The organism is Rathayibacter sp. VKM Ac-2805 (assembly GCF_009834265.1).
Lineage (GTDB): Bacteria > Actinomycetota > Actinomycetes > Actinomycetales > Microbacteriaceae > Rathayibacter.
This window is the reverse complement of sequence record NZ_CP047185.1, coordinates 1485177-1506053: the sequence shown is the minus strand read 5'-3', so window position 1 is coordinate 1506053 and position 20877 is coordinate 1485177. Positions and strand designations below refer to the sequence as shown.

Sequence of the window (20877 nt, the reverse complement as noted above, 5' to 3'; positions counted from 1 at the left end):
CGCCCCTGCACGAAGCCGAACGGCCGAGCCGACCGGGCCCCGACCGCGCGTCGCTTCCTCCTGGATTAGCGAAAGGGCCGGGTGCACGGAGCCGAAGCCCTCGTGCACCCGGCCCTCGGCCGTGCGCTGCGCCCTAGCGGGCGAAGTACCCGCGGTAGTACTCGTACACCCAGCCGGCGATGGCGACCAGGAAGAGCCCGACGGCGATGTAGGTGATCCAGAATCCCACGGCAAGGCCGAGGAATCCGAGAGCCGCGGAACCGCCCAGGATCAGCGGCCACCAGCTCCACGGGCTGAAGAAGCCCAGCTCGGGGTCTCCGTCGTCGATGTCCGCATCGAGGCGGTCCTCGGGGAGCTCGGCACCCTGCGCCTTGTGGACGCGGCCGACGTAGAACGCGATGAACGCGCCCAGCACGGCCGAGAGGCCGATGCCGACGGTGCCGACCCACTCCACCTGGCCCGTGTCGAGCAGCGACCACACGATGTACGTGATGTCGGCGAGGAGGAAGAAGCCCGCGAGGAGCCAGAAGAGATTGACGTTGGCGCGCATGGCCCTACTTCACCGTGCCTTCGGACTTGTCGTACGTGGGGGCGTCCGGAGCGTCCTTCGCCGGACCGATTCCGACGGGGATGCCGGCCTCGGGGTGGTTGAGGTCGAACGCCGGGGCCTCGCTGCGGATGCGCGGGATCGAGGTGAAGTTGTGGCGGGGCGGCGGGCACGAGGTGGCCCACTCGAGCGACCGGGAGAAGCCCCACGGGTCGTTCACCGTCACCTTGGGCGCCTTGCGGGCCGTGATGTAGACGTTCAGGAAGAACGGGATCAGCGACACCGCGAGGATCATCGCTCCGACCGTCGACACCTGGTTCATCCAGGTGAAGCCGTCCTCGGGCAGGTAGCTGGCGTAGCGGCGCGGCATGCCGACGACGCCCAGCCAGTGCTGGATGAGGAAGGTGGTGTGGAAGCCGATGAAAAGCAGCCAGAAGTGCCACTTGCCCAGCGTCTCGTTCAGCATCTTGCCGGTCCACTTGGGCCACCAGAAGTAGAAGCCCGAGAACATCGCGAAGACGACGGTTCCGAACACGACGTAGTGGAAGTGCGCCACCACGAAGTACGAGTCCGAGACGTGGAAGTCGAGCGGGGGCGACGCGAGGATCACGCCGGTGAGTCCACCGAAGGTGAAGGTGATCAGGAAGCCGATCGCCCAGATCATCGGGGTCTCGAAGGTCACCGATCCGCGCCACATGGTGCCGACCCAGTTGAAGATCTTCACGCCGGTCGGAACCGCGATGAGCATGGTCATCAGCGAGAAGAACGGCAGCAGGACCGATCCGGTGACGTACATGTGGTGCGCCCACACCGTCACGGAGAGGGCGGCGATCGCGATGGTCGCGTAGATCAGCGTCTTGTAGCCGAAGATCGGCTTGCGGCTGAAGACCGGGAAGACCTCGGACACGATGCCGAAGAACGGCAGCGCGATGATGTACACCTCGGGGTGGCCGAAGAACCAGAACAGGTGCTGCCAGAGCAGGACGCCGCCGTTGGCCGCATCGTAGATGTGTGCGTCGAACACGCGGTCGGCGCCGAGGGCGAACATCGCGGCGGCGAGCACCGGGAACGCGAGCAGCACGAGGATCGACGTCACCAGGATGTTCCAGGTGAAGATCGGCATGCGGAACATCGTCATGCCGGGAGCGCGCATCGTGATGATCGTCGTGATGAAGTTCACCGCGCCGAGGATCGTGCCGAAGCCCGAGAGCGCGAGGCCGAAGACCCAGAGATTGCCGCCGAGCCCTGGTGAGAACGTCGTGCTCGACAGTGGCGCGTACGCGAACCAGCCGAACGACGCCGCACCCTGCGGGGTGACGAATCCGGCGACCGCGATGAGCGAGCCGAAGCTGTAGAGCCAGTACGCGAAGGCGTTGAGGCGGGGGAACGCGACGTCGGGGGCGCCGATCTGCAGCGGCATCAGGACGTTGGCGAAGCCGGCGAAGAGCGGCGTCGCGAACATCAGCAGCATGATCGTGCCGTGCATCGTGAACAGCTGGTTGTACTGCTCGCGCGTCTCGACCACGTTCAGGCCGGGCTCGAACAGCTGGGCGCGGATGACCAGGGCCATCACGCCGGCGATGCAGAAGTAGATGAACGACGTGATCAGGTACATGTACCCGATGACCTTGTGGTCGGTCGACGTCATCCAGCGGACGAGGACGTTCGCCTTGCGCTGGACCGGCGGAGTGCCGGCGGTGCGCGTCGGGCGGGGTGCCGTGGCGGTGCTCATGCTCCCTTACTCCTCGTTCTCGCGGGCCGGCGCGCCGGTTCCGGGAAGGTTCGAATTGCGGTTGTACTCGGCGCCGAGCTGACCGGTCTGGCCCGCGTCGCGCAGCGACTGGATGTAGTCGTCGTACTCGCCCTGCGAGACGACCTTGACGTTGAAGAGCATCGCGGAGTGGTACTCGCCGCAGAGCTCGGCGCACTTGCCCGCGTAGGTCCCCTCCTTGAGCGGCGTGACGTACATGTAGTTCGTCTTGCCGGGGATCATGTCCTTCTTGTAGAGGAAGTCGACGACCCAGAAGGAGTGGATCACGTCGCGCGCGTCGAGCTGGATCTTGATCTTCTGTCCGACAGGCAGGTAGAGCGTGGGGATCTCGGACTCGACGAGCGAGCCGGCGGCGTCCCCGCCCTCCTGGTACTGGCCCTGGATACCGGCGGAGTAGACGTCCTCGTCGACGTAGTTGAAGTCCCACGCCCACTGCTTGCCGTACACCTGGATGGTCTCGTCCGGGTCGTCGTAGGGCTGCTCGATGGCGGCCTGGTCGCGCGCGGTGAAGGCGAAGAAGCCGATCACGAGGATCAGCGGCACGATCGTGTAGAAGATCTCGATCGGCATGTTGTAGCGCAGCTGGACCGGCAGGCCGGTCTGCCCCTTGCGACGGCGGTAGACGACCACCGCCCAGATGGTGAGACCCCACGTGACGACGCCGACGGCGAGCAGGACGATCCAGGAGGTGACCCAGAGTCCGATGACGCGGTCGACGTGGTTCGTCGTGCCGGGTTCGGTGGGGAGCCAGCCCTGGAGCTGCTCTTGCGTGCAGCCCGCGAGGACGAGGGCGAGGGCTCCTGCGACGGGGGCAGCGACCCATCTGCGGATTCGGCGATTGAAGCGCACCGGTGACCTTTCGGAAGACTGGGGACCAGTTCACACGAAACTGTATTAGACCGGCTCCAGCCTACCCTTCCGCTCCGGCGGCCCGGTGCACGACGACCCGCTCTTGACGTCCCGGCCGAGTGGTGCAGTCATGACGAACGGCGCCCGACGGGCCACCGGAGTGGACTGTCGGACGCCGTTCGGAGGCGCTGCGGCCCGGGGCCGCGCGGCGTCAGTGGAAGCTGTCGCCGCAGGCGCAGCTGCCGCCCGCGTTGGGGTTGTCGATGGTGAAGCCCTGCTTCTGGATGGTGTCCTCGAAGTCGATCGAGGCGCCGTCGAGGTAGGGGACGCTCATCTTGTCGACGACGAGGCCGACGCCCTCGAACTCCACCGCGGCGTCGCCGTCGAGGGTGCGCTCGTCGAAGTAGAGCTGGTAGATGAGGCCGGAGCAGCCGCCGGGCTGCACGGCGACGCGCAGGCGCAGGTCGTCGCGGCCCTCCTGCTCGAGCAGGCTCTTGACCTTGGCGGCGGCGGTCGGGGTCATCGAGACGCCGTGGGCCGCGCTGGGCGGGGTGGCGAGGGGGGTCGCCGTCTGGTCGGTCAGTGTGTCTGACATGTCACTCCTCAGGGGACGGGCGGAACGGTCGTCGTGCCTTCCGGGATTCTACGGCTGCAACCCGGGTGGTCACCCGGGTATTCCACGACCGGTGGTCAGTCGCGGTGAGCGGCGGCGCGGAGCAGGAACAGCGCCTCGGTCTGCGCGGCGCGCTTGAAGACGCCCAGGTGCAGCGACTCGTTGGGGCTGTGCGCGCGCGAGTCGGGGTCCTCGACACCGGTGACGAGGATCTGCGCCTCGGGGAACTCGCGCACGAGGTCGGCGATGAACGGGATGCTCCCGCCGATCCCGGTCTCGAGGGGCTCGCGTCCCCACGCGTCGGCCATTGCGCCCTTCACCAGGTCCACGGCCCAGCCGGTCGCGTCGACCAGGAACGGGCTGCCGGTGTCGACGTCCTCGATCGCGAGGTTGGCGCCGAACGGGGAGTTCGCCCGCAGGTGGCTCTCGATGGCGGCGAACGCCTCCTCCGCGTCCTGGCCGGGGGCGATGCGGGCGCTGATCTTCACGCGCACGGACGGGACGAGGGTGTTGGAGGCGTCGACGACGCTGGGCGCGTCGATCCCGGTGACCGTGACGGCCGGCTTCGACCACAGGCGCGAGAGGATCGCGCCGGTGCCGATCGGCGAGACCCCGTCGAGCAGCCCGGAGTCGCGGCGGAGGTCCTCCTCGGTCGTCTCGGGCACCGCTCCGTCGTGCTCGGTGAGGCCGGCGACGGCGACCGAGCCGTCCTCGTTCCAGAGCGTCGCGAGCAGGCGGACCGCCGCGAGCATCGCGTCCGGGACCGCTCCGCCGAGCATGCCCGAGTGCGAGGCGTGCGCGAGCGTGCTGACGGTGAGGGTGAAGGTGACGTTGCCGCGCAGGCCCACCGTCAGCGCGGGGGTGTCGACGTCCCAGTTGTCGCTGTCGGCGACGATGATCGCATCCGCGCGGAGGGCGTCGTGGTGCTCGCGGAGGAAGGTGGGGAACGAGCGCGACCCGAACTCCTCCTCCCCCTCGATGAAGAGGACGAGCCCGAGGTCGTGGTCCTCGCCCGCGACCTCGCGGAGTGCGCGCACCGCGGCGAGGTGGGACACGACTCCGGCCTTGTCGTCGGCGGCACCGCGCCCGTACAGGCGGTCGCCGCGCACGGTCGGCTCGAACGGAGGCGTCTCCCACGCCGACTCGGCGCCCTGCGGCTGCACGTCGTGGTGGGCGTAGAGGAGGACGGTCGGCGCTCCGTTGCGGGCGGCGCGGGTGGCCAGGACGGCAGGCTGGCCGAGCACGTCGGTGCCGTCGATCGTGGCGCTGTGGATCGCGACGTCGTCGAAGACGCCCGTCTCGCGCGCGAGCTCGGCGATGGCCTCGGCGCTGGCGGCCACGCGGGTGGCGTCGAAGCCGTCCCACGAGACGGACGGGATCCGCACGAGCTGCCCGAGCTGGGCGAGCGAGCGCGGCAGATCGTCGCGGACGGCGGCGAGGACGGCCTCCTCGTCGGAGGAGAGTGCGGGCGGAGTCGGAGCGTCGTGAGCCATGGAGGTAATCTTAAGAGACCCCCGATTCCAAGGACGTTCCCCGTGGCCAAGCACCCGATCGCAACCGACACGCCCGACGACGCCGGCTCCCCCGGCTCCGGGAAGGGCCGGCCGACGCCGACCCGGCGCGAGCAGGAGCTGGCCCGCAAGCGTCCGCTGGTCGTCACCGACCGCAAGCAGGCCGCCCGCGACGCCCGCGAGAAGGCCGCCGTGTCACGCGAGCAGGCCCGCATCGGCCTGGCCGCCGGCGACCAGCGCTACCTGCCGCTGCGCGACAAGGGTCCTCAGCGCAAGTTCGTGCGCGACTGGGTCGACGCACGCTTCAGCCTCGGCGAGTTCCTCATCCCGGTGATGGTCGTCGTCCTGCTGCTGAGCTTCTTCCCGCAGCCGGAGCTGCAGTACGCGACGCTCGTCATCCTCTGGGTGTTCTTCCTCCTCGCGGTGATCGACTGCATCCTCCTCGGCATGCGGATGCGCCGGAAGCTCGCCGAGCGCTACGGCGCCGACAAGGTCGAGAAGGGCATCCGCTGGTACGCCGCGATGCGCGCCCTCCAGCTGCGCGTCATGCGACTGCCGAAGCCCCAGGTCAAGCGCCGCGCCTTCCCCGAGTAGTCGGACGGCGGACCACGAAGGGCCCCTGCGGTCGCGCCTCGCGCGGCTCCGGGGCCCTTCGTCGTGCACGGCGGGTCAGGAGGCGCGGGCCAGTCCCCGGTTGATGTCCCGAGCCCACAGGGGCCCGCGGTAGATGAAGGCGGTGTAGCCCTGGACGAGGGTGGCGCCCGCGTCGAGGCGCTCGCGCACGTCCTCGGCCGTCTCGACTCCTCCGACGGAGATCACGCAGAAGGCCGCGGGGACGACGCCGCGGATCACGCGGAGCACCTCGAGCGAGCGCGCGGCCAGCGGGGCACCGGAGAGGCCGCCGGCGCCGGCCGCCTGGACCACGGCACGATCGGTCGAGAGGCCCTCCCGGGAGAGCGTCGTGTTGGTCGCGATGATCCCGTCCAGACTCAGGCGGACGGCGAGCTCGGCGACCCGGCCGACCTCGTCGTCGGAGAGGTCGGGGGCGATCTTGACCAGCAGGGGCGTCGTGTCGGCGGCGTCCTTGACTGCCGCGAGGAGCGGCTCGAGGCGGTCGATCTCCTGCAGGCCGCGGAGCCCGGGGGTGTTCGGCGAGCTGACGTTCACGACGAGGTAGTCGGCGAGCGGCGCGAGAAGGCGCGTGCTGATCAGATAGTCCTCGATCGCGTCGTCCACCTCGACCACCCGGCTCTTGCCGATGTTGACGCCGATCACGGGGCGGCGGCGCGCGCTGCGCAGCCGGATCAGCCGCAGCGCCGCGGCCTCGGCCCCGTGGTTGTTGAAGCCCATCCGGTTGACGACGGCGCGGTCCGCGATCAGCCGGAAGAGGCGCGGCCGGTCGTTGCCCGGCTGCGCCCGCGCGGTCAGGGTCCCGACCTCGACGTGTCCGAAGCCGAGCGCACCGAAGCCCAGGACCGCGGTGGCGTCCTTGTCGAAGCCGGCCGCGACGCCGAACGGGGTCTCGAAGCGGAGCCCGAGCGTCTCGACCGCGGGCGTTCCGCGCGGGACGGTGGTCCGGCGCAGGACCGGAGCGAGGGCTCCGAGGGCCCGGATCACCGGGAAGCTCAGGTGGTGCGCCCGCTCCGGGTCGAGGCGGCGCAGGACGGTGCGGAACAGGAGCGGGTACACCCGGGCCTCAGATCTCGTCGGCGCTGTGGGGCACTGAGGTGCGCTCGGCGCGGAGCAGGGTGATCGCAGACTCGAAGTCGTCCAGCGAGTCGAACGCCTGGTAGACGCTCGCGAAGCGGAGGTAGGCGACCTCGTCGAGCTCGCGCAGCGGCGGCAGGATGGCGAGGCCGATGTCGTTCGCGTCGATCTGCGACGCGCCCGTGGAGCGGATGCTCTCCTCCACCCGCTGCGCGAGCACGGCCAGATCGGTGTCGGTGACGGGCCGGCCCTGGCAGGCCTTCCGGACGCCGCTGACGATCTTCTCGCGGCTGAACGGTTCCACGACTCCGCTGCGCTTGATCACGACGAGGCTCGCGGTCTCGGTCGTCGAGAAGCGCCGGCCGCACGACGGGCACTGCCGGCGGCGGCGGATCGAGAGGCCGTCGTCGCTCGTGCGCGAGTCGATCACTCGGGAGTCGGGGTGCCGGCAGAAGGGGCAGAACATCGAGGGCCTCTCGGTCTCAGGCGAAGCGGGCGTCGACGGCGTCGCCGTGGGCGGGCAGCGCCTCGGCATCGCTGAGAGCGCGGATGTGCGGGGCGACGCGCTCGAGCGCACCGCGGTCGTACGAGATCAGCTGCTGCGGCCGGAGGAAGGTGTAGGCGCCGAGCCCGGAGGAGAAGCGCGCCTGCCCCAGCGTCGGGAGCACGTGGTTGGAGCCGGCGAGGTAGTCGCCCAGGCTCACCGGCGTGGTCGGGCCGAGGAAGATCGCGCCGGCGTCGTGGATCCGCTCGGCCGTCGCGACGGGGTCGGCCGTGTGCAGCTCGAGGTGCTCGGGGCCGTAGGCGTCGCTGAACGCGCAGGCGAGCTCGAGGTCGTCGACGATCACGAGCGCGGATTGCGGGCCGTCGAGTGCGATGGCCACGCGCTCCGCGTGGTGGGTGGCGGCGGCCTGGACGGCGACCTCGCGCTCGACGGCGGCGGCGAGCTCGGCGCTGTCGGTGACCAGGACCGCGGAGGCGGCCTCGTCGTGCTCGGCCTGGCTGACCAGGTCGGCTGCGACCAGGCGCGGGTCGGCGGAGTCGTCGGCGATCACGAGGATCTCGGTCGGGCCCGCTTCGGAGTCGATGCCGACCTGGCCGAGCACCTGGCGCTTCGCGGTGGTGACCCAGACGTTGCCCGGCCCGGTGATGATGCTGACGGGATCCAGCCCGATCGAGTCGACGCCGTAGGCCAGTGCGGCGACGGCTCCGGCGCCTCCGACCGCGTAGACCTCGTCGATGCCGAGCAGAGCGGCCGCCGCGAGGATCGTGGGGTGGACGGAGCCGCCGAACGCCTTCTGCGGCGGCGAGACCAGGGCGATGGAGGCGACTCCGGCGGCCTGCGCGGGCACGGCGTTCATGACGACGCTCGACGGGTAGACCGCCTTGCCGCCGGGGACGTAGAGGCCGGCGCGGGCGACCGGCTGCCAGCGCTGGGTGACCGTGGCGCCGTCGTCGAGCTCGGTGGTGCGGCGCGGGGGGATCTGTGCGGCGCTGGCGCGGCGGACGCGCGCGATCGCCTCCTCGAGTGCGCTGCGGATGGCCGGGTCGAGGCGGTCGAGCGCCTCGGCGATCTGCTCGGCGGGCACGCGGAGGTGCGGGGGGCGCACGCCGTCCAGCCGCTCCGCCTGGTCGAGGAGCGCCTCCGCGCCGCGTTCTCGGACGTCGGCGATCAGCTCGGCGACGACGGGCCCGACGGAGGCGGAGGTGCCCGGATTGCGGGGCACGAGGGCGAGGAGCTCGGCGGAGGAGGGACGACGGCCGCGGAGGTCGAGAGTCTGGATCATGGCCGCCCCAGTCTACGCGCCGCCCTCCCCCGCTCCCTCGCCGCGCGCTCCCCCGCCCGGACCCCGTCCCGCCCGGTCTGAACACGCTGCTCCGCGGCTACTCGACCACCATCTACGGGCCCGCCCGGTCCCTATACCCGCGCCGCCATTACTCGACCACCAGAAGGACACCGGCGGCCGCAGGCTCGCCCCCCGATCCCCCACCCTCTCGCCCGACCCTCCGAGGCGAACCGGCGATCCGCGTGTCAGCGGATCGTCGTAGCCGGACGCAGGACGCTCTCACCGACCCGGCCACGCTCCCCAGCCGACCGCGCCGAGCCGGGCAGGGACCGGCTCGCCACAGGCACGGCGAACCGGCGATCCGCGTGTCAGCGGATCGTCGTAGCCGGACGCACGACGCTCTCACCGACCCGGCCACCCTCCCCAGCCGACCGCGCCGAGCCGGGCAGGGACCGGCTCGCCACAGGCACCGCGAACCGGCGATCCGCGTGTCAGCGGATCGTCGTAGCCGGACGCACGACGCTCTCACGAACCCGGCCACCCTCCCCAGCCGACCGCGCCGAGCCGGTCGGGGACCGGCTCGCCACAGACACCGCGAACCGGCGATCCGCGTGTCAGCGGATCGTCGTAGCCGTACGCAGGACGCTCTTGAGAACCCGGCCACCCTCCCCAGCCGACCGCGCCGAGCCGGGCAGGGACCGGCTCGGAATTCAATACAGACAGTTCGGCCCCAGCAGGCTCTTCAGCTCGCCGAAGAGGTCCGGGGTGATGCGCACGGGGAACGGCACCTCGAACACGCGGGCCGTGTCGCCCTTGATGAGCTTCAGCCGCACCTCGGTCTGGCCGGAGTGGCGGATGAGCACGTCGCTGAGCTGCGAGACCGTGTCGGTGGTCGCGCGCGATTCGGGCATCGAGACGGTGAGCGGTCCCGAGTCGCCGTCCTGGCTCATCTCGGGGGCGAACAGGCTGAACGCGTGCAGGTTCATCCCGTCGTCGCGCATGCTGACGCGGCCTCTGACGACGACGATGGAGTCGTTCGTGAGCGCCGGGGCGAACTCCTGGTACGCCTTCCCCATGAACATGCAGGTGATCTCGCCGCCGAAGTCCTCGACCTGGATCATCCCGTACTGGTTGCCGGAGGCCTTGGCCATGCGGTGCTGGACGCTCGTGACGAGGCCCGCGACGACCACGGTCTCGCCGTCGGCGATCGTCTCCGAGATCAGCAGGTCGGCGATCGTGGTGCTGTAGTGCTTGGCGAGCTCGGTCTCGAGTCCGGCGAGCGGATGGTCGGACACGTAGAGCCCGAGCATGTCGCGCTCGAAGGCGAGCTTGTCGCGCTTGGCCCATTCGGGCCGCTCGGGCACCTGGATCGCGGCCTGCGGCTCGTCCCAGAGGCTGTCGAAGTCGAAGCCGACCTGGCCGTTCGCCTCGTTGCGCTTCTCCCCCACCGCCGCCTCGACGGCGTCCTCGTGCACCTCGACCAGGGCGCGGCGCGTCGAGCCGAGCGAGTCGAAGGCGCCGGCCTTGATGAGCGACTCGATGGTGCGCTTGTTGGTCACCTGCAGCGGCACCTTGCGGAGGAAGTCGTGGAACGTCTCGAAGCGCCCCTTCTCCTCGCGGGCGGCCCGGATGCCCTCGACGACGTTCATGCCGACGTTGCGGACGGCGCCGAGGCCGAAGCGGATGTCGGTGCCGACGGCGGTGAAGAAGCCGATCGACTCGTTGACGTCCGGCGGGAGCACCTTGATCCCCATCCGCCGGCACTCGTTGAGGTAGGCGGCCATCTTGTCCTTGGAGTCGCCGACGCTGGTGAGCAGCGCGGCCATGTACTCCGCGGGGTAGTGCGCCTTGAGGTACGCCGTCCAGTAGGAGACGACGCCGTACGCCGCCGAGTGCGCCTTGTTGAAGGCGTAGTCGGAGAAGGGCAGCAGGATGTCCCAGAGGGTCTTGACGGCCTCCATCGAGTAGCCGTTGGCGATCATGCCGCCCGAGAAGCCCTCGAACTGCTTGTCCAGCTCGGACTTCTTCTTCTTGCCCATCGCGCGCCGCAGCAGGTCGGCCTGCGCGAGCGTGAAGCCCGCGAGCTTCTGCGCGATCGACATGACCTGCTCCTGGTACACGATCAGGCCGTAGGTCCCTCCGAGCACCTCCGAGAGCGGCTCCTCGAGCTCCGGGTGGATCGGGGTGATCTCCTGCACGCCGTTCTTCCGCAGCGCGTAGTTGGTGTGGGAGTCGGCGCCCATCGGGCCCGGCCGGTAGAGCGCGAGGACTGCGGAGATGTCCTCGAAGTTGTCGGGCTTCATCAGCCGGAGAAGCCCGCGCATCGGGCCGCCGTCGAGCTGGAAGACGCCGAGCGTGTCGCCACGCGCGAGGAGGTCGTAGGCGGCCTGGTCGTCGAGCTCGAGGTCCTCGAGCACGAGGTCCTGTCCGCGGTTGGCGCGGATGTTGTCGAGGGCGTCGTCGATGATCGTGAGGTTCCGCAGCCCCAGGAAGTCCATCTTGATCAGCCCGAGCGACTCGCACGCGGGGTAGTCGAACTGCGTGACGATCTGGCCGTCCTGCTCCCGCTTCATGATCGGGATGATGTCCAGCAGCGGATCGCTGGACATGATGACGCCGGCCGCGTGCACGCCCCACTGGCGCTTGAGGTTCTCGAGTCCGAGCGCGGTGTCGAAGACCAGCTTGGCCTGCGGGTCCTCGGCGATGACGTTGCGCACGTCGAGCGCTTCCTTGTAGCGCGCGTGGGCGGGGTCGTTGATGCCGCTGAGCGGGATGTCCTTGCCCATGATCGCGGGCGGCATGGCCTTCGTCAGCTTCTCGCCCATCCCGAACGGGAAGCCGAGGACGCGCGAGGCGTCCTTGAGAGCCTGCTTCGCCTTGATGGTGCCGTAGGTGACGATCTGCGCGACGCGCTCGTCGCCGTACTTCTCGGTGACGTAGCGGATGACCTCGCCGCGGCGACGGTCGTCGAAGTCGACGTCGAAGTCGGGCATGGAGACGCGGTCGGGGTTGAGGAAGCGCTCGAAGATCAGGCCGTGGCGCAGCGGATCGAGGTCGGTGATCTTCATCGCGTAGGCCGCCATCGAGCCGGCACCGGAGCCGCGGCCGGGACCGACGCGGATCCCGTTGCGCTTGGACCAGTTGATGAAGTCGGCGACGACGAGGAAGTAGCCGGGGAAGCCCATCTGCAGGATGACGCGGGTCTCGTAGTCCGCCCGGTCGCGCACCTCCTGGGAGATGCCGTCCGGGTAGCGCTCGCGCAGTCCGGCCTCGACCTCCTTCACGAACCAGGTGTCCTCCGTCTCGCCCTCCGGCACGGGAAAGCGGGGCATGTAGTTCGCCGAGGTGTCGAACTGGACGTCGCAGCGCTCCGCGATGAGGAGCGTGTTGTCGCAGGCCTCGGGGTGGTCGCGGAAGACCTGGCGCATCTCGCGCGGCGACTTGAGGTAGAACTCGTCCGCGTCGAACTTGAAGCGCTTGGGGTCGTCGAGGGTGGTTCCGGACTGCACGCAGAGCAGCGCCGCGTGCGACGTCGCGTCGTGCGCGTGCGTGTAGTGAAGGTCGTTGGTGGCGACCAACGGGAGGTCGAGGTCCTTCGCGAGCCGGATGACGTCGCCGATCACCCGCCGCTCGATGTCGAGGCCGTGATCCATGATCTCGGCGAAGAAGTTCTCCTTGCCGAAGATGTCGCGGTAGTCGGCGGCCGCCTGGCGGGCCTCCTTGTACTGGCCGAGGCGCAGGCGCGTCTGGACCTCGCCGCTCGGGCAGCCCGTGGTGCCGATCAGGCCCTCGGAGTACTGCGAGAGGATCTCGCGGTCCATGCGCGGCTTGAAGTAGTAGCCCTCGATCGACGCGCGCGAGGAGAGGCGGAAGAGGTTGTGCATGCCCGTCGTGGTCGAGCTGAGCAGCGTCATGTGGGTGTAAGCGCCGGAGCCGGACACGTCGTCCCCTCCGCCGTCGCCCCAGCGGATCCGGGTCTTGTCGGAGCGGTGCGTCCCCGGGGTGAGGTAGGCCTCGGTGCCGATGATCGGCTTGATCCCCGCCGCCGTCGCGGTGCGCCAGAAGTCGAAGGCGCCGAACACGTTCCCGTGGTCGGTCACGGCGATGGCCGGCATGCCCTCCTCGACCGCCGCGTCGATCAGCGGCTTCACCCGCGCTGCACCGTCGAGCATCGAGTACTCGCTGTGCACGTGGAGGTGGACGAAGGAATCGTTACTCGGCAAGGATGCGCCTCCGGCGGACTGCGGGCAGGGGAGGGATGGCCGGCGACAAGGGAGGGCCCGTGGACACGGCGGGAAGAAGTCTAACCGCGCCGGACTCGGGTCCGGCCGGGAGAGCGCGGATCACTCCCCGCGCAGCACCTCGAGGGCGTGCACCAGGTCCTCGGGGTAGGACGCCTCGAACTGCACCCACTCCCCCGAGCCCGGGTGGGTGAAGCCGAGCCGGACCGCGTCGAGCCACTGGCGGGTGAGGCCGAGCCGCTTCGAGAGGGTCGGATCGGCGCCGTACATCGCGTCGCCGACGCACGGGTGGCGCTGGGCGGCCATGTGCACGCGGATCTGGTGGGTGCGGCCGGTCTCGAGGTGGATCTCGAGGAGGGAGGCGAACGGGAAGGCCTCGATCGTCTCGTAGTGGGTCACCGAGGGCTTGCCGTCGGCGCGGACCGCGAACTTCCAGTCCGAGGACGGGTGGCGGCCGAGCGGGGCGTCGATCGTCCCGGCGAGCGGGTCGGGGTGGCCCTGCACGACCGCGTGGTAGACCTTCTCGACCGTGCGGTCGTGGAACGCGCGCTTGAGGTGCGTGTAGGCGCGCTCGGACTTCGCGACGACCATGAGGCCGCTCGTGCCGGCGTCGAGCCGGTGCACGATGCCCGCGCGCTCGGCCGCACCGGAGGTCGACACGGTGAAGCCCGCGGCGGCGAGGGCGCCGAGCACCGTCGGCCCCTCCCAGCCCACCGCGGGGTGCGCGGCCACTCCGACGGGCTTGTCGATCACCACGATGTCGTCGTCGTCGTGCACGATGCCGAGGCCGGGAACCGCCATCGGCACGATCCGCGGCTCCTCGCGCGGGCTCCACTCGACGCTCAGCCAGGTGCCGGCGCGCACGCGGTCGCTCTTGTCGAGGACCCGTCCGTCGGCGCTCACTCCGCCCGCCTCGGCGACCTCGGCCGCGAAGGTGCGCGAGAAGCCGAGCAGCTTCGCGACGGCCGCGTCCACGCGGAGGCCGTCGAGCCCGTCCGGGACCGGCAGCTCTCGGGACTGCGCCATCAGCGTCCGCCGGGGCGGTCGGCGTCGCGGGCCGCCTCCTCGACGGAGGATGCCGCTGCGGGGGCGCCCGCTCCGGGGGCGGCGGGAGCGCCGTCCTCGGACACGACCTGCTCCTGCTCGTCGCGGCCCGCGCGCTCGCGGGTGCCGTCGAGGCCGACGCCCCGCACGCTCAGGAGGACGAACAGCGCCATCGCCGTGCAGATCGCGATGTCGGCGACGTTGTAGATCGCCGGGAGCAGCCACGGCGTGAAGAGGAAGTCGACGACGTGTCCGAGCCCGAAGGAGGGCTCTCGGAACAGCCGGTCGAAGAGGTTGCCGAGGGTGCCGCCGAGCAGCAGGCCGAAGAAGACGCCCCACGCGGTGGAGCGGATCCGGCGCGAGAACCAGATCACGGCGACGACGACGCACGCCGCGATGATCGAGAAGATCCAGGTCGACCCGCTCGCGAGGGAGAAGGCGGCACCCGGGTTCTTCACGTAGTGCAGGATCAGGACGTCGCCGAGGACGTGGACGTCCTCGCCCAGGGTCAGGTTCGTCGTGACCAGGAACTTCGCGGTCTGATCGATCGCGAAGACCGCGAGCGCGACGAGGCCGAGGGTGACGAGCACCCTCGGCCTGACGTCCGCTGCGGCGGGACTACGCCCCAAAGCCCGACAGCGAGGACTCCGTCGACGCCGGCTGGGTGTCGAGGTCGCGGAGCTGGCCCTCGATGTAGCTCTTCAGCTTCTGGCGGTACTCGCGCTCGAAGGTGCGCAGCTCGTCGATGCGGTGCTCGACCGTCGCGCGCTCCTCCTCGAGCTTCGCGACCTGCTGGCGCTGCTTGGCCTCGGCCTCGGCGACGATGCGGGCGGCCGTGGCACGACCCTCGGCGACGAGCGCGTCGCGCTTCTCGGCACCCTCGCGCACGTGCTCCTCGTGGAGGCGGCGGGCGAGCTGCAGGAGTCCGCTGGAGCTCTCGGCCTCGTCGACCGGAGCCGACTGCGAGGAGCTGACGGGAGCGACGACCGGTGCGGGAGCCGGGGTGGGCTCGGGCTCGGGCTGCGGCTCCGGCTCGGGTGCCTCATCGACCACCGGGGCGGGAGCAGGAGTGCTCTCGCGCGGGGCGTCGGAGACTCGGGCGTCCGAGGGGCGGCTGTCGCCGGAGGAGAGGCGCTGACGAAGCTCCTCGTTCTCCTGGTTCAGGCGGCGAAGCTCCACGACGACCTCGTCGAGGAAGTCGTCGACCTCGTCCTGGTCGTATCCCTCACGGAACTTGGTCGGCTGGAACCGCTTGTTGACAACGTCTTCGGGAGTGAGCGCCATGGCTTTCCACCTTCGATTTCAAGTAGGTACACGTTTAACAACGCGCGACTAAAGCTAGCAACTTCAGGCGCACGGCGCAGTGCTGACACCGCGGGGAACGTCCGGACGTGCCAACGATACAGGGACGGTCAGGCGCGCTGGAGCCACGTGGCGATGTACATGCCCACGATGACGCAGAGCATGGTGAGGCTCCAGCCGAAATCGAGGGCGATCGGACCGATCGAGACCGGCTTGATCAGGCGTCGGAAGAAGCCGATCGGCGGGTCCGTGACGGTGTAGACGCCCTCCGCGGCGACGAGGCCGGCACCGCGGGGGCGCCAGTCGCGTCGGATCACGCGGACGAGGTCGAGCACGAACCGCGCCCACATCGCGAAGAAGTAGAGCAGCAGCACGAAGTACAGGACGCTCCCGAGGAGCGAGACGACGGAGGTCACCGGGGGCCAGGGCTCCCCGGGATCAGGACTTCGCGAAGAACGACGCGTCGGCGTCGCTCTCGGCGGAGGCGGAGTCGCCGGCGACGGTGATGTGCGACGGCGAGAGCAGGAAGACCTTGCTCGTCACGCGCTCGATGCGGCCGTAGAGGCCCTGCGAGAGTCCGCTCGCGAAGTCGATGAGGCGGCGGGCGTCCGCATCGCTCATCTGCGAGAGGTTGATGATCACGGGGATGCCGTCGCGGAAGTTCTCCGCGATGACCTGCGCGTCGCGGTACTGCTTCGGGTGGACGGTGAGGATCTCGTTCATCTCGGCGGGTGCCGTCGCCTTCGGGGTCTGGGGGGTGGGCTTGCGGAGCGGGGTGACCGTCGCGCGGGGCTGCTGCACCGGCTCAACGGGAGGGACGGGCTGCACCGGGGAGACCGGTGCGCGGTGGGCCGTCGCCGGGGCCGCCTCGACGGGCTCTGCGCGCTCGTACTCGACCTCTTCGTCGGCGAGTCCGAGGTAGACCATCGTCTTCTTCAGCGGGTTGGCCATGGGGTGTCCTCCGTGTCGTGTGTGCTCCCACAGGTGGGTCACCACGAGGTTAGGTGCGGGCGGGGCGTTCTCCGGTGATTGCCGATCCGATTCGCAGGTGTGTCGCACCCTCCGCGATCGCCTCGGCGAAGTCGTTCGACATGCCCGCCGAGATCGCCGTGGCGGAGGGCTCGACGGCGCGCACGCGGTCGGAGATCGACCGGAGCCGGGCGAACGCCGGACGGGGCTCCTCGTCCAGCGGAGCGACCGCCATCACGCCGCGCAGCGTGAGGCCGGGCGCCCCGGCGAGAGCCTCGGCGAGGGGCTCGACGTCGGCGGGCGACGCTCCCCCGCGGTCGGGATCCTCGGTGAGGTTGACCTGCAGGAACACGTCGAGCGGCTCCTCCCCCGCTTCCAGCAGCGGGACGAGCGCGAGCCGGTCGACGGAGTGGACCGCGTCGGCGTAGCGGCGCACCTGGCGCGCCTTCTTGCTCTGCAGCTGCCCGATGAAGTGCCAGCGCGCAGCGGTCTCCGCCAGCTCGGCCGACTTCTCCTGCGCCTCCTGGTGCCGGTTCTCGCCGAAGTCGACGACGCCCAGCTCGAGGAGGTCGCGGAGCAGCGACACGGGGTGGAACTTGGTCACCACGATGGTCGTGATCGAGGACGCCTCGCGACCGGCCGAGCGGGTCGCGTCGGCGACCCGCTCGGAGACCTCGGCCCAGCGCGCGGCCAGCTCCGGATCCGGCACGACTACTTGAGGAAGTCGGGGATGTCCAGGTCGCTGTCGTCGTCGTCGAAGGACGGGTCGGCGACAGGGGCCGGGGCGGCGACGGGGGTGCTCGACCAGATCGAGCCGGCCGCAGGGGCGGCGGCGGGAGCCGGGACGGGCTCGGCGGCCGACTCGCTCGCCGAGCTCTGCTGCTGGCGCGGCTGGGCGATCGCGGCCTGAGCGGTCCCGCCCGGCTCTCCGCCGTCGAAGCCCGCGGCGATGACGGTGACGCGCACCTCGTCGCCGAGCGTGTCGTCGATCACGGCACCGAAGATGATGTTCGCCTCGGCGTGCACCGCCTCCTGGACGAGGCGCGCCGCGTCGTTGATCTCGAAGATGCCGAGGTTCGAGCCGCCCTGGATCGAGAGGAGCACGCCGTGCGCGCCGTCGATGCTGGCCTCGAGCAGCGGTGAGGCGACGGCCAGCTCGGCCGCCTTGATCGCGCGATCGGCGCCGCGCGACGAGCCGATGCCCATCAGCGCCGAGCCCGCGCCCTGCATGACCGACTTCACGTCGGCGAAGTCGAGGTTGATCAGGCCGGGCGTGGTGATCAGGTCGGTGATGCCCTGGACGCCGGCGAGGAGCACCTGGTCGGCGGTCGCGAAGGCCTCGAGCATCGAGATGCCGCGGTCGCTGATCTCGAGCAGGCGGTCGTTCGGGACGACGATGAGCGTGTCGACCTCGTTCTTCAGCGTCGCGACGCCGGCCTCGGCCTGCGTCTGCCGACGGCGTCCCTCGAACCCGAAGGGCTTGGTCACGACGCCGATGGTGAGGGCGCCGATCGACTTGGCGATCCGCGCGACGACGGGCGCGCCGCCGGTGCCGGTGCCGCCGCCCTCGCCCGCGGTGACGAAGACCATGTCGGCCCCCGCGAGGACCTCCTCGATCTCCTCGGCGTGGTCCTCGGCGGCGCGGCGGCCGACCTCGGGGTCGGCGCCGGCGCCGAGTCCGCGGGTCAGCTCGCGGCCCACGTCGAGCTTGACGTCGGCGTCGCTGAGCAGGAGCGCCTGGGCGTCCGTGTTGATCGCGATGAATTCGACACCGCGCAGGCCGAGCTCGATCATGCGGTTGACGGCGTTGACGCCGCCACCGCCGATGCCGACGACCTTGATCACGGCGAGGTAGTTCTGGTTTGAAGTCACGTCTCCGGCCTCCGGGCTGAACCTTAAACCTGTAGTTGAGGCTTAAAGTTATGCTGAGTATGCATTTGGGGTTCGGCTCCGACGGTAGGCGGAGTCCGGTCGCGCTCCCAGCAGACACGCCCGCAACGCTCGAAAGAACGCGCGGATCCGCCGCCGGTCAGGGCCGGGGCGCCACGACGGCGGCCTGGGGCGAGGACACGTCGTAGGTGCCGACGACGGCGGGGTCGGTCGCGGCCATCAGCTTCTCGAGCACGACGGCCTTGAGCGCCGACTCGTCCGACCCGCCCCAGACGACTTCCGTGCCGTTCTGCAGGGTGAGCGAGACGTCGTCGCCGGTCGTGGCCGTGGCGGCCGTCACCTGCGGAGCGAGCGACGCGGGCAGGGAGCGCAGCACCCGCGCGGTCGCGCGGAAGCCGGCTCCCGAGGCGTCGCCGGACGCGGTGGTGAGGACCGGGTAGCCGGGCTGCGCCGAGTCCGCCGTCTCGATGACGACTCCGGCCGCGTCCACGAGCTCGAAGCGGCCCCCCGCCGCGATCACGCCGAGGGGCGTGCGCTCGACGATCGACACCACGAGGGTGCTCGGCGGCCGGGTCTGCACCGAGTAGCTCTGGATGAGCGGGGACGCGCCCAGCACGCGGCCGACCTCGTCCCGGTCCACCAGGGTGAGCGGGACGCCGAGCTGGTCGTCGAGCTCGCTCTGCAGGGCGGCGGCGTCGACGCGCTGGGTGCCCGAGATCTCGATCGTGCGCACGGCCATGAGCGGCGAGAAGGCCGCGACTCCGACGATCAGGGCGAGGGCGACGAGCGACCCGGCCACGACCAGGGCGATCAGGCGGCGCCGACGCGCGCGCTTCGTGAAGCGGCGGACCTCCCCCCGCTCGTAGCGCCTCCGCTCGCGGGCGGCCCGGGAGACGGCCCGGTTCTCGGCTCCGGGCAGGCGCAGGCCCGAGAGCGTGCGGCGGACCGCGCCCGCGCGCCACGGAGTGCGCTCGGCCGGCTCCGGGTCCACGCGGATCGCGGTGACGATCCGGATCGGCTCGGTGTCCGGCTCCGGCTCGCCGCCGCGCGTGGGAACGCTCCGACCGGGTGCCGGAGGGCGCCCGCCGTCGGGCCGCTTCACGGCCGCTCCCCCGCTTCGGGCGCGAGGACCGCGGTCATCGTGCGACCGGCGCGGCCTCGCTCGCGCCGAGCGACTCGAGCACCTGCGGGATGATCCGGTAGACGTCGCCGCAGCCGAGGGTGATGACGAAGTCGCCCTCGCGCGCGATGCCGGCCGTGAGGCGGGCCGCCTCGGCCCAGTCCGGGACGAACGAGACGTGCGACGGGTCGGCGAAATTCTCGCTGACCAGCGCTCCGGTCACTCCGGGCTCCGGATCCTCGCGCGCCCCGTAGACGTCGAGGACGATCGTCTCGTCGGCGTAGCGCTCGAGCGTCTCGGCGAACTCGCGGGCGAAGAGGCGGGTGCGGCTGTAGAGGTGCGGCTGGTGCACGGCGATGATGCGGCCCTCGCCGACCACGGTGCGCGCGGCGGAGAGGACGGCGGCCACCTCGGTGGGGTGGTGGGCGTAGTCGTCGTAGACGCTGACTCCGCGGACCGCTCCGTGCAGCTCGAAGCGGCGCTCCGTGCCTCCGAACGCCGACACGGCCTCGAGCGAGACGGCCGGATCGAAGCCCAGGCCCACCAGCACTGCGAACGCGCCGGCCGCGTTGATCGCGTTGTGCCGGCCGGGGATGCGGAGGCGGGCCGAGTAGCGCCTGCCCTCGTACTCGACCGAGAAGCCGACGGGGCCGACGAGGTCGAGGTCGACGACGCGGACGTCCGCCCCCTCGGCCTCGCCGAAGGTCAGCACCCGTCCGCCGTCCAGCCGCTCGGTGACGCGGACGGCGCCGGGGTCGTCGGAGGAGATGACGACGAGCTCGCTCGCGGAGGAGGCGAAGGTGACGAAGGCCTCCTCGAACGCCTCCAGCGATCCGTAGTGGTCGAGGTGGTCCGGGTCGACGTTCGTGATGAGGGCGACCGCGGTGTCGTACAGGAGGAAGCTGCCGTCCGACTCGTCGGCCTCGACGACGAAGACCTCGCCGGAGCCGGCGGCGGAGGAGGTGCCGAGGCTCTCGATGATGCCGCCGTTGACGAAGCTGGGGTCTGCGTCGACGCCGAGGAGGCCGGTGACGATCATCCCGGTCGACGTGGTCTTGCCGTGCGCTCCGGCGACCGCGACCAGGCGCTTGCCGCGCACCAGCCAGGCGAGGGCCTGCGAGCGGTGCAGCACGGGCAGGCCGCGCTCCTTCGCGAGCAGGTACTCCGGATTGTCGGGCCACAGGGCGGAGGTGACGACGACCGCCTCGGCGTCTCCGAGGTTCGCCGCGTCGTGGCCGATGGCGACCGGGACGCCGAGCTCCCGCAGCTGCTCGATGGGGTGGGACTCGCGGACGTCGGAACCGGTGACCCGGTGCCCGGCGTGGTGGAACAGCCGGGCGATCCCGCTCATCCCGGAGCCGCCGATGCCGATGAAGTGGACCGAGCCGAGCTCGTCGGGGACGGTGATGCCGAGGTCGGGCTTGATCACGGGGCTCTCGCTTTCGGGTGGGTCGCGGCGGGCGGGAGGGGCCTCCCGCGGTGCGCCGGATCAGTGTAGACGGTGGGCGGGAGTGCTCTCCCGAGCC

19 protein-coding genes are annotated in these 20877 nt (G+C 70.7%); 1 reads left to right on the top strand and 18 read right to left on the bottom strand.

Annotation, left to right across the window (positions count from 1 at the left end):
- Nucleotides 1-133 precede the first annotated feature (133 nt).
- The 5 genes from GSU40_RS07015 to GSU40_RS06995 form a co-directional block, all read right to left on the bottom strand.
- A complete protein-coding gene (locus GSU40_RS07015; RefSeq protein WP_104224651.1) occupies nucleotides 134-550 on the bottom strand; it encodes a cytochrome c oxidase subunit 4 in 417 nt (138 codons plus the stop codon).
- 4 nt (nucleotides 551-554) lie between these two features.
- A complete protein-coding gene (gene ctaD / locus GSU40_RS07010) occupies nucleotides 555-2279 on the bottom strand; it encodes a cytochrome c oxidase subunit I (protein WP_104224652.1) in 1725 nt (574 codons plus the stop codon).
- Nucleotides 2280-2285: 6 nt separating this feature from the next.
- Nucleotides 2286-3167, bottom strand: coding sequence for a cytochrome c oxidase subunit II (gene coxB / locus GSU40_RS07005; RefSeq protein ID WP_104224653.1), 882 nt, complete (start codon nucleotides 3165-3167; stop codon nucleotides 2286-2288).
- A gap of 211 nt (nucleotides 3168-3378) precedes the next feature.
- Entirely contained in the window at nucleotides 3379-3762 is a 384-nt protein-coding gene (gene erpA, locus GSU40_RS07000; protein ID WP_104224654.1) for an iron-sulfur cluster insertion protein ErpA, read from the bottom strand.
- A 95-nt stretch (nucleotides 3763-3857) separates the two neighbouring features.
- On the bottom strand, nucleotides 3858-5273 hold the full coding sequence (locus GSU40_RS06995) for a dipeptidase (RefSeq protein ID WP_104283721.1): 1416 nt from the start codon (nucleotides 5271-5273) through the stop codon (nucleotides 3858-3860).
- A 42-nt stretch (nucleotides 5274-5315) separates the two neighbouring features.
- Between GSU40_RS06995 and GSU40_RS06990 the strand changes: the two genes are divergently transcribed.
- Nucleotides 5316-5885 (top strand): DUF3043 domain-containing protein, encoded by a 570-nt coding sequence (locus GSU40_RS06990; protein WP_181027102.1) that lies wholly within the window; start codon nucleotides 5316-5318, stop codon nucleotides 5883-5885.
- A 75-nt stretch (nucleotides 5886-5960) separates the two neighbouring features.
- Here the strand turns inward: GSU40_RS06990 and GSU40_RS06985 are convergent, their stop codons facing one another.
- The 13 genes from GSU40_RS06985 to murC form a co-directional block, all read right to left on the bottom strand.
- The gene (locus GSU40_RS06985; RefSeq protein ID WP_160034230.1) at nucleotides 5961-6980 is read right to left on the bottom strand and encodes a quinone-dependent dihydroorotate dehydrogenase; all 1020 of its coding nucleotides are present in this window, start codon (nucleotides 6978-6980) and stop codon (nucleotides 5961-5963) included.
- 7 nt (nucleotides 6981-6987) lie between these two features.
- Nucleotides 6988-7464 (bottom strand): transcriptional regulator NrdR, encoded by a 477-nt coding sequence (gene nrdR / locus GSU40_RS06980; protein WP_104224657.1) that lies wholly within the window; start codon nucleotides 7462-7464, stop codon nucleotides 6988-6990.
- A gap of 16 nt (nucleotides 7465-7480) precedes the next feature.
- Nucleotides 7481-8785: a histidinol dehydrogenase gene (hisD, locus tag GSU40_RS06975; protein WP_160034228.1), complete on the bottom strand. Its 1305-nt coding sequence runs from the start codon at nucleotides 8783-8785 to the stop codon at nucleotides 7481-7483.
- Between the two features lie 710 nt (nucleotides 8786-9495).
- Nucleotides 9496-13008 carry a DNA polymerase III subunit alpha gene (gene dnaE, locus GSU40_RS06970; protein ID WP_104225363.1) on the bottom strand — a complete coding sequence of 1171 codons (3513 nt, stop codon included), beginning with the start codon at nucleotides 13006-13008 and terminating at the stop codon, nucleotides 9496-9498.
- Between the two features lie 120 nt (nucleotides 13009-13128).
- Complete coding sequence (locus GSU40_RS06965; protein WP_160034226.1) at nucleotides 13129-14052, bottom strand: RluA family pseudouridine synthase; 924 nt, start codon at nucleotides 14050-14052, stop codon at nucleotides 13129-13131.
- Nucleotides 14052-14660 (bottom strand): signal peptidase II, encoded by a 609-nt coding sequence (lspA, locus tag GSU40_RS06960; RefSeq protein ID WP_104261661.1) that lies wholly within the window; start codon nucleotides 14658-14660, stop codon nucleotides 14052-14054. Before lspA ends, GSU40_RS06965 begins: the two co-directional genes overlap by 1 nt.
- A gap of 28 nt (nucleotides 14661-14688) precedes the next feature.
- Complete coding sequence (locus GSU40_RS06955) at nucleotides 14689-15354, bottom strand: DivIVA domain-containing protein (protein ID WP_104222600.1); 666 nt, start codon at nucleotides 15352-15354, stop codon at nucleotides 14689-14691.
- A 128-nt stretch (nucleotides 15355-15482) separates the two neighbouring features.
- Entirely contained in the window at nucleotides 15483-15788 is a 306-nt protein-coding gene (locus tag GSU40_RS06950) for a YggT family protein (RefSeq protein ID WP_258059242.1), read from the bottom strand.
- Nucleotides 15789-15810: 22 nt separating this feature from the next.
- Nucleotides 15811-16323: a cell division protein SepF gene (gene sepF, locus GSU40_RS06945; protein ID WP_104222599.1), complete on the bottom strand. Its 513-nt coding sequence runs from the start codon at nucleotides 16321-16323 to the stop codon at nucleotides 15811-15813.
- A 49-nt stretch (nucleotides 16324-16372) separates the two neighbouring features.
- Nucleotides 16373-17050, bottom strand: coding sequence for a YggS family pyridoxal phosphate-dependent enzyme (locus GSU40_RS06940; RefSeq protein WP_160034224.1), 678 nt, complete (start codon nucleotides 17048-17050; stop codon nucleotides 16373-16375).
- 2 nt (nucleotides 17051-17052) lie between these two features.
- Complete coding sequence (ftsZ, locus tag GSU40_RS06935; RefSeq protein WP_104222597.1) at nucleotides 17053-18213, bottom strand: cell division protein FtsZ; 1161 nt, start codon at nucleotides 18211-18213, stop codon at nucleotides 17053-17055.
- A 157-nt stretch (nucleotides 18214-18370) separates the two neighbouring features.
- Nucleotides 18371-19333, bottom strand: a complete 963-nt coding sequence (locus GSU40_RS06930) for a cell division protein FtsQ/DivIB (RefSeq protein WP_160034222.1) — start codon at nucleotides 19331-19333, stop codon at nucleotides 18371-18373.
- 34 nt (nucleotides 19334-19367) lie between these two features.
- Complete coding sequence (gene murC / locus GSU40_RS06925; protein ID WP_160034220.1) at nucleotides 19368-20780, bottom strand: UDP-N-acetylmuramate--L-alanine ligase; 1413 nt, start codon at nucleotides 20778-20780, stop codon at nucleotides 19368-19370.
- Nucleotides 20781-20877 lie beyond the last annotated feature (97 nt).

Excerpts from the sequence above, each read along its gene's own strand:
- GSU40_RS06955 (WP_104222600.1), bottom strand. The coding sequence starts at position 15,354 with ATGGCGCTCACTCCCGAAGACGTTGTCAACAAGCGGTTCCAGCCGACC.
- ctaD (WP_104224652.1), bottom strand. The coding sequence starts at position 2,279 with ATGAGCACCGCCACGGCACCCCGCCCGACGCGCACCGCCGGCACTCCG.
- sepF (WP_104222599.1), bottom strand. The coding sequence starts at position 16,323 with ATGGCCAACCCGCTGAAGAAGACGATGGTCTACCTCGGACTCGCCGAC.
- erpA (WP_104224654.1), bottom strand. The coding sequence starts at position 3,762 with ATGTCAGACACACTGACCGACCAGACGGCGACCCCCCTCGCCACCCCG.
- hisD (WP_160034228.1), bottom strand. The coding sequence starts at position 8,785 with ATGATCCAGACTCTCGACCTCCGCGGCCGTCGTCCCTCCTCCGCCGAG.
- GSU40_RS07015 (WP_104224651.1), bottom strand. The coding sequence starts at position 550 with ATGCGCGCCAACGTCAATCTCTTCTGGCTCCTCGCGGGCTTCTTCCTC.
- GSU40_RS06965 (WP_160034226.1), bottom strand. The coding sequence starts at position 14,052 with ATGGCGCAGTCCCGAGAGCTGCCGGTCCCGGACGGGCTCGACGGCCTC.
- nrdR (WP_104224657.1), bottom strand. The coding sequence starts at position 7,464 with ATGTTCTGCCCCTTCTGCCGGCACCCCGACTCCCGAGTGATCGACTCG.
- GSU40_RS06995 (WP_104283721.1), bottom strand. The coding sequence starts at position 5,273 with ATGGCTCACGACGCTCCGACTCCGCCCGCACTCTCCTCCGACGAGGAG.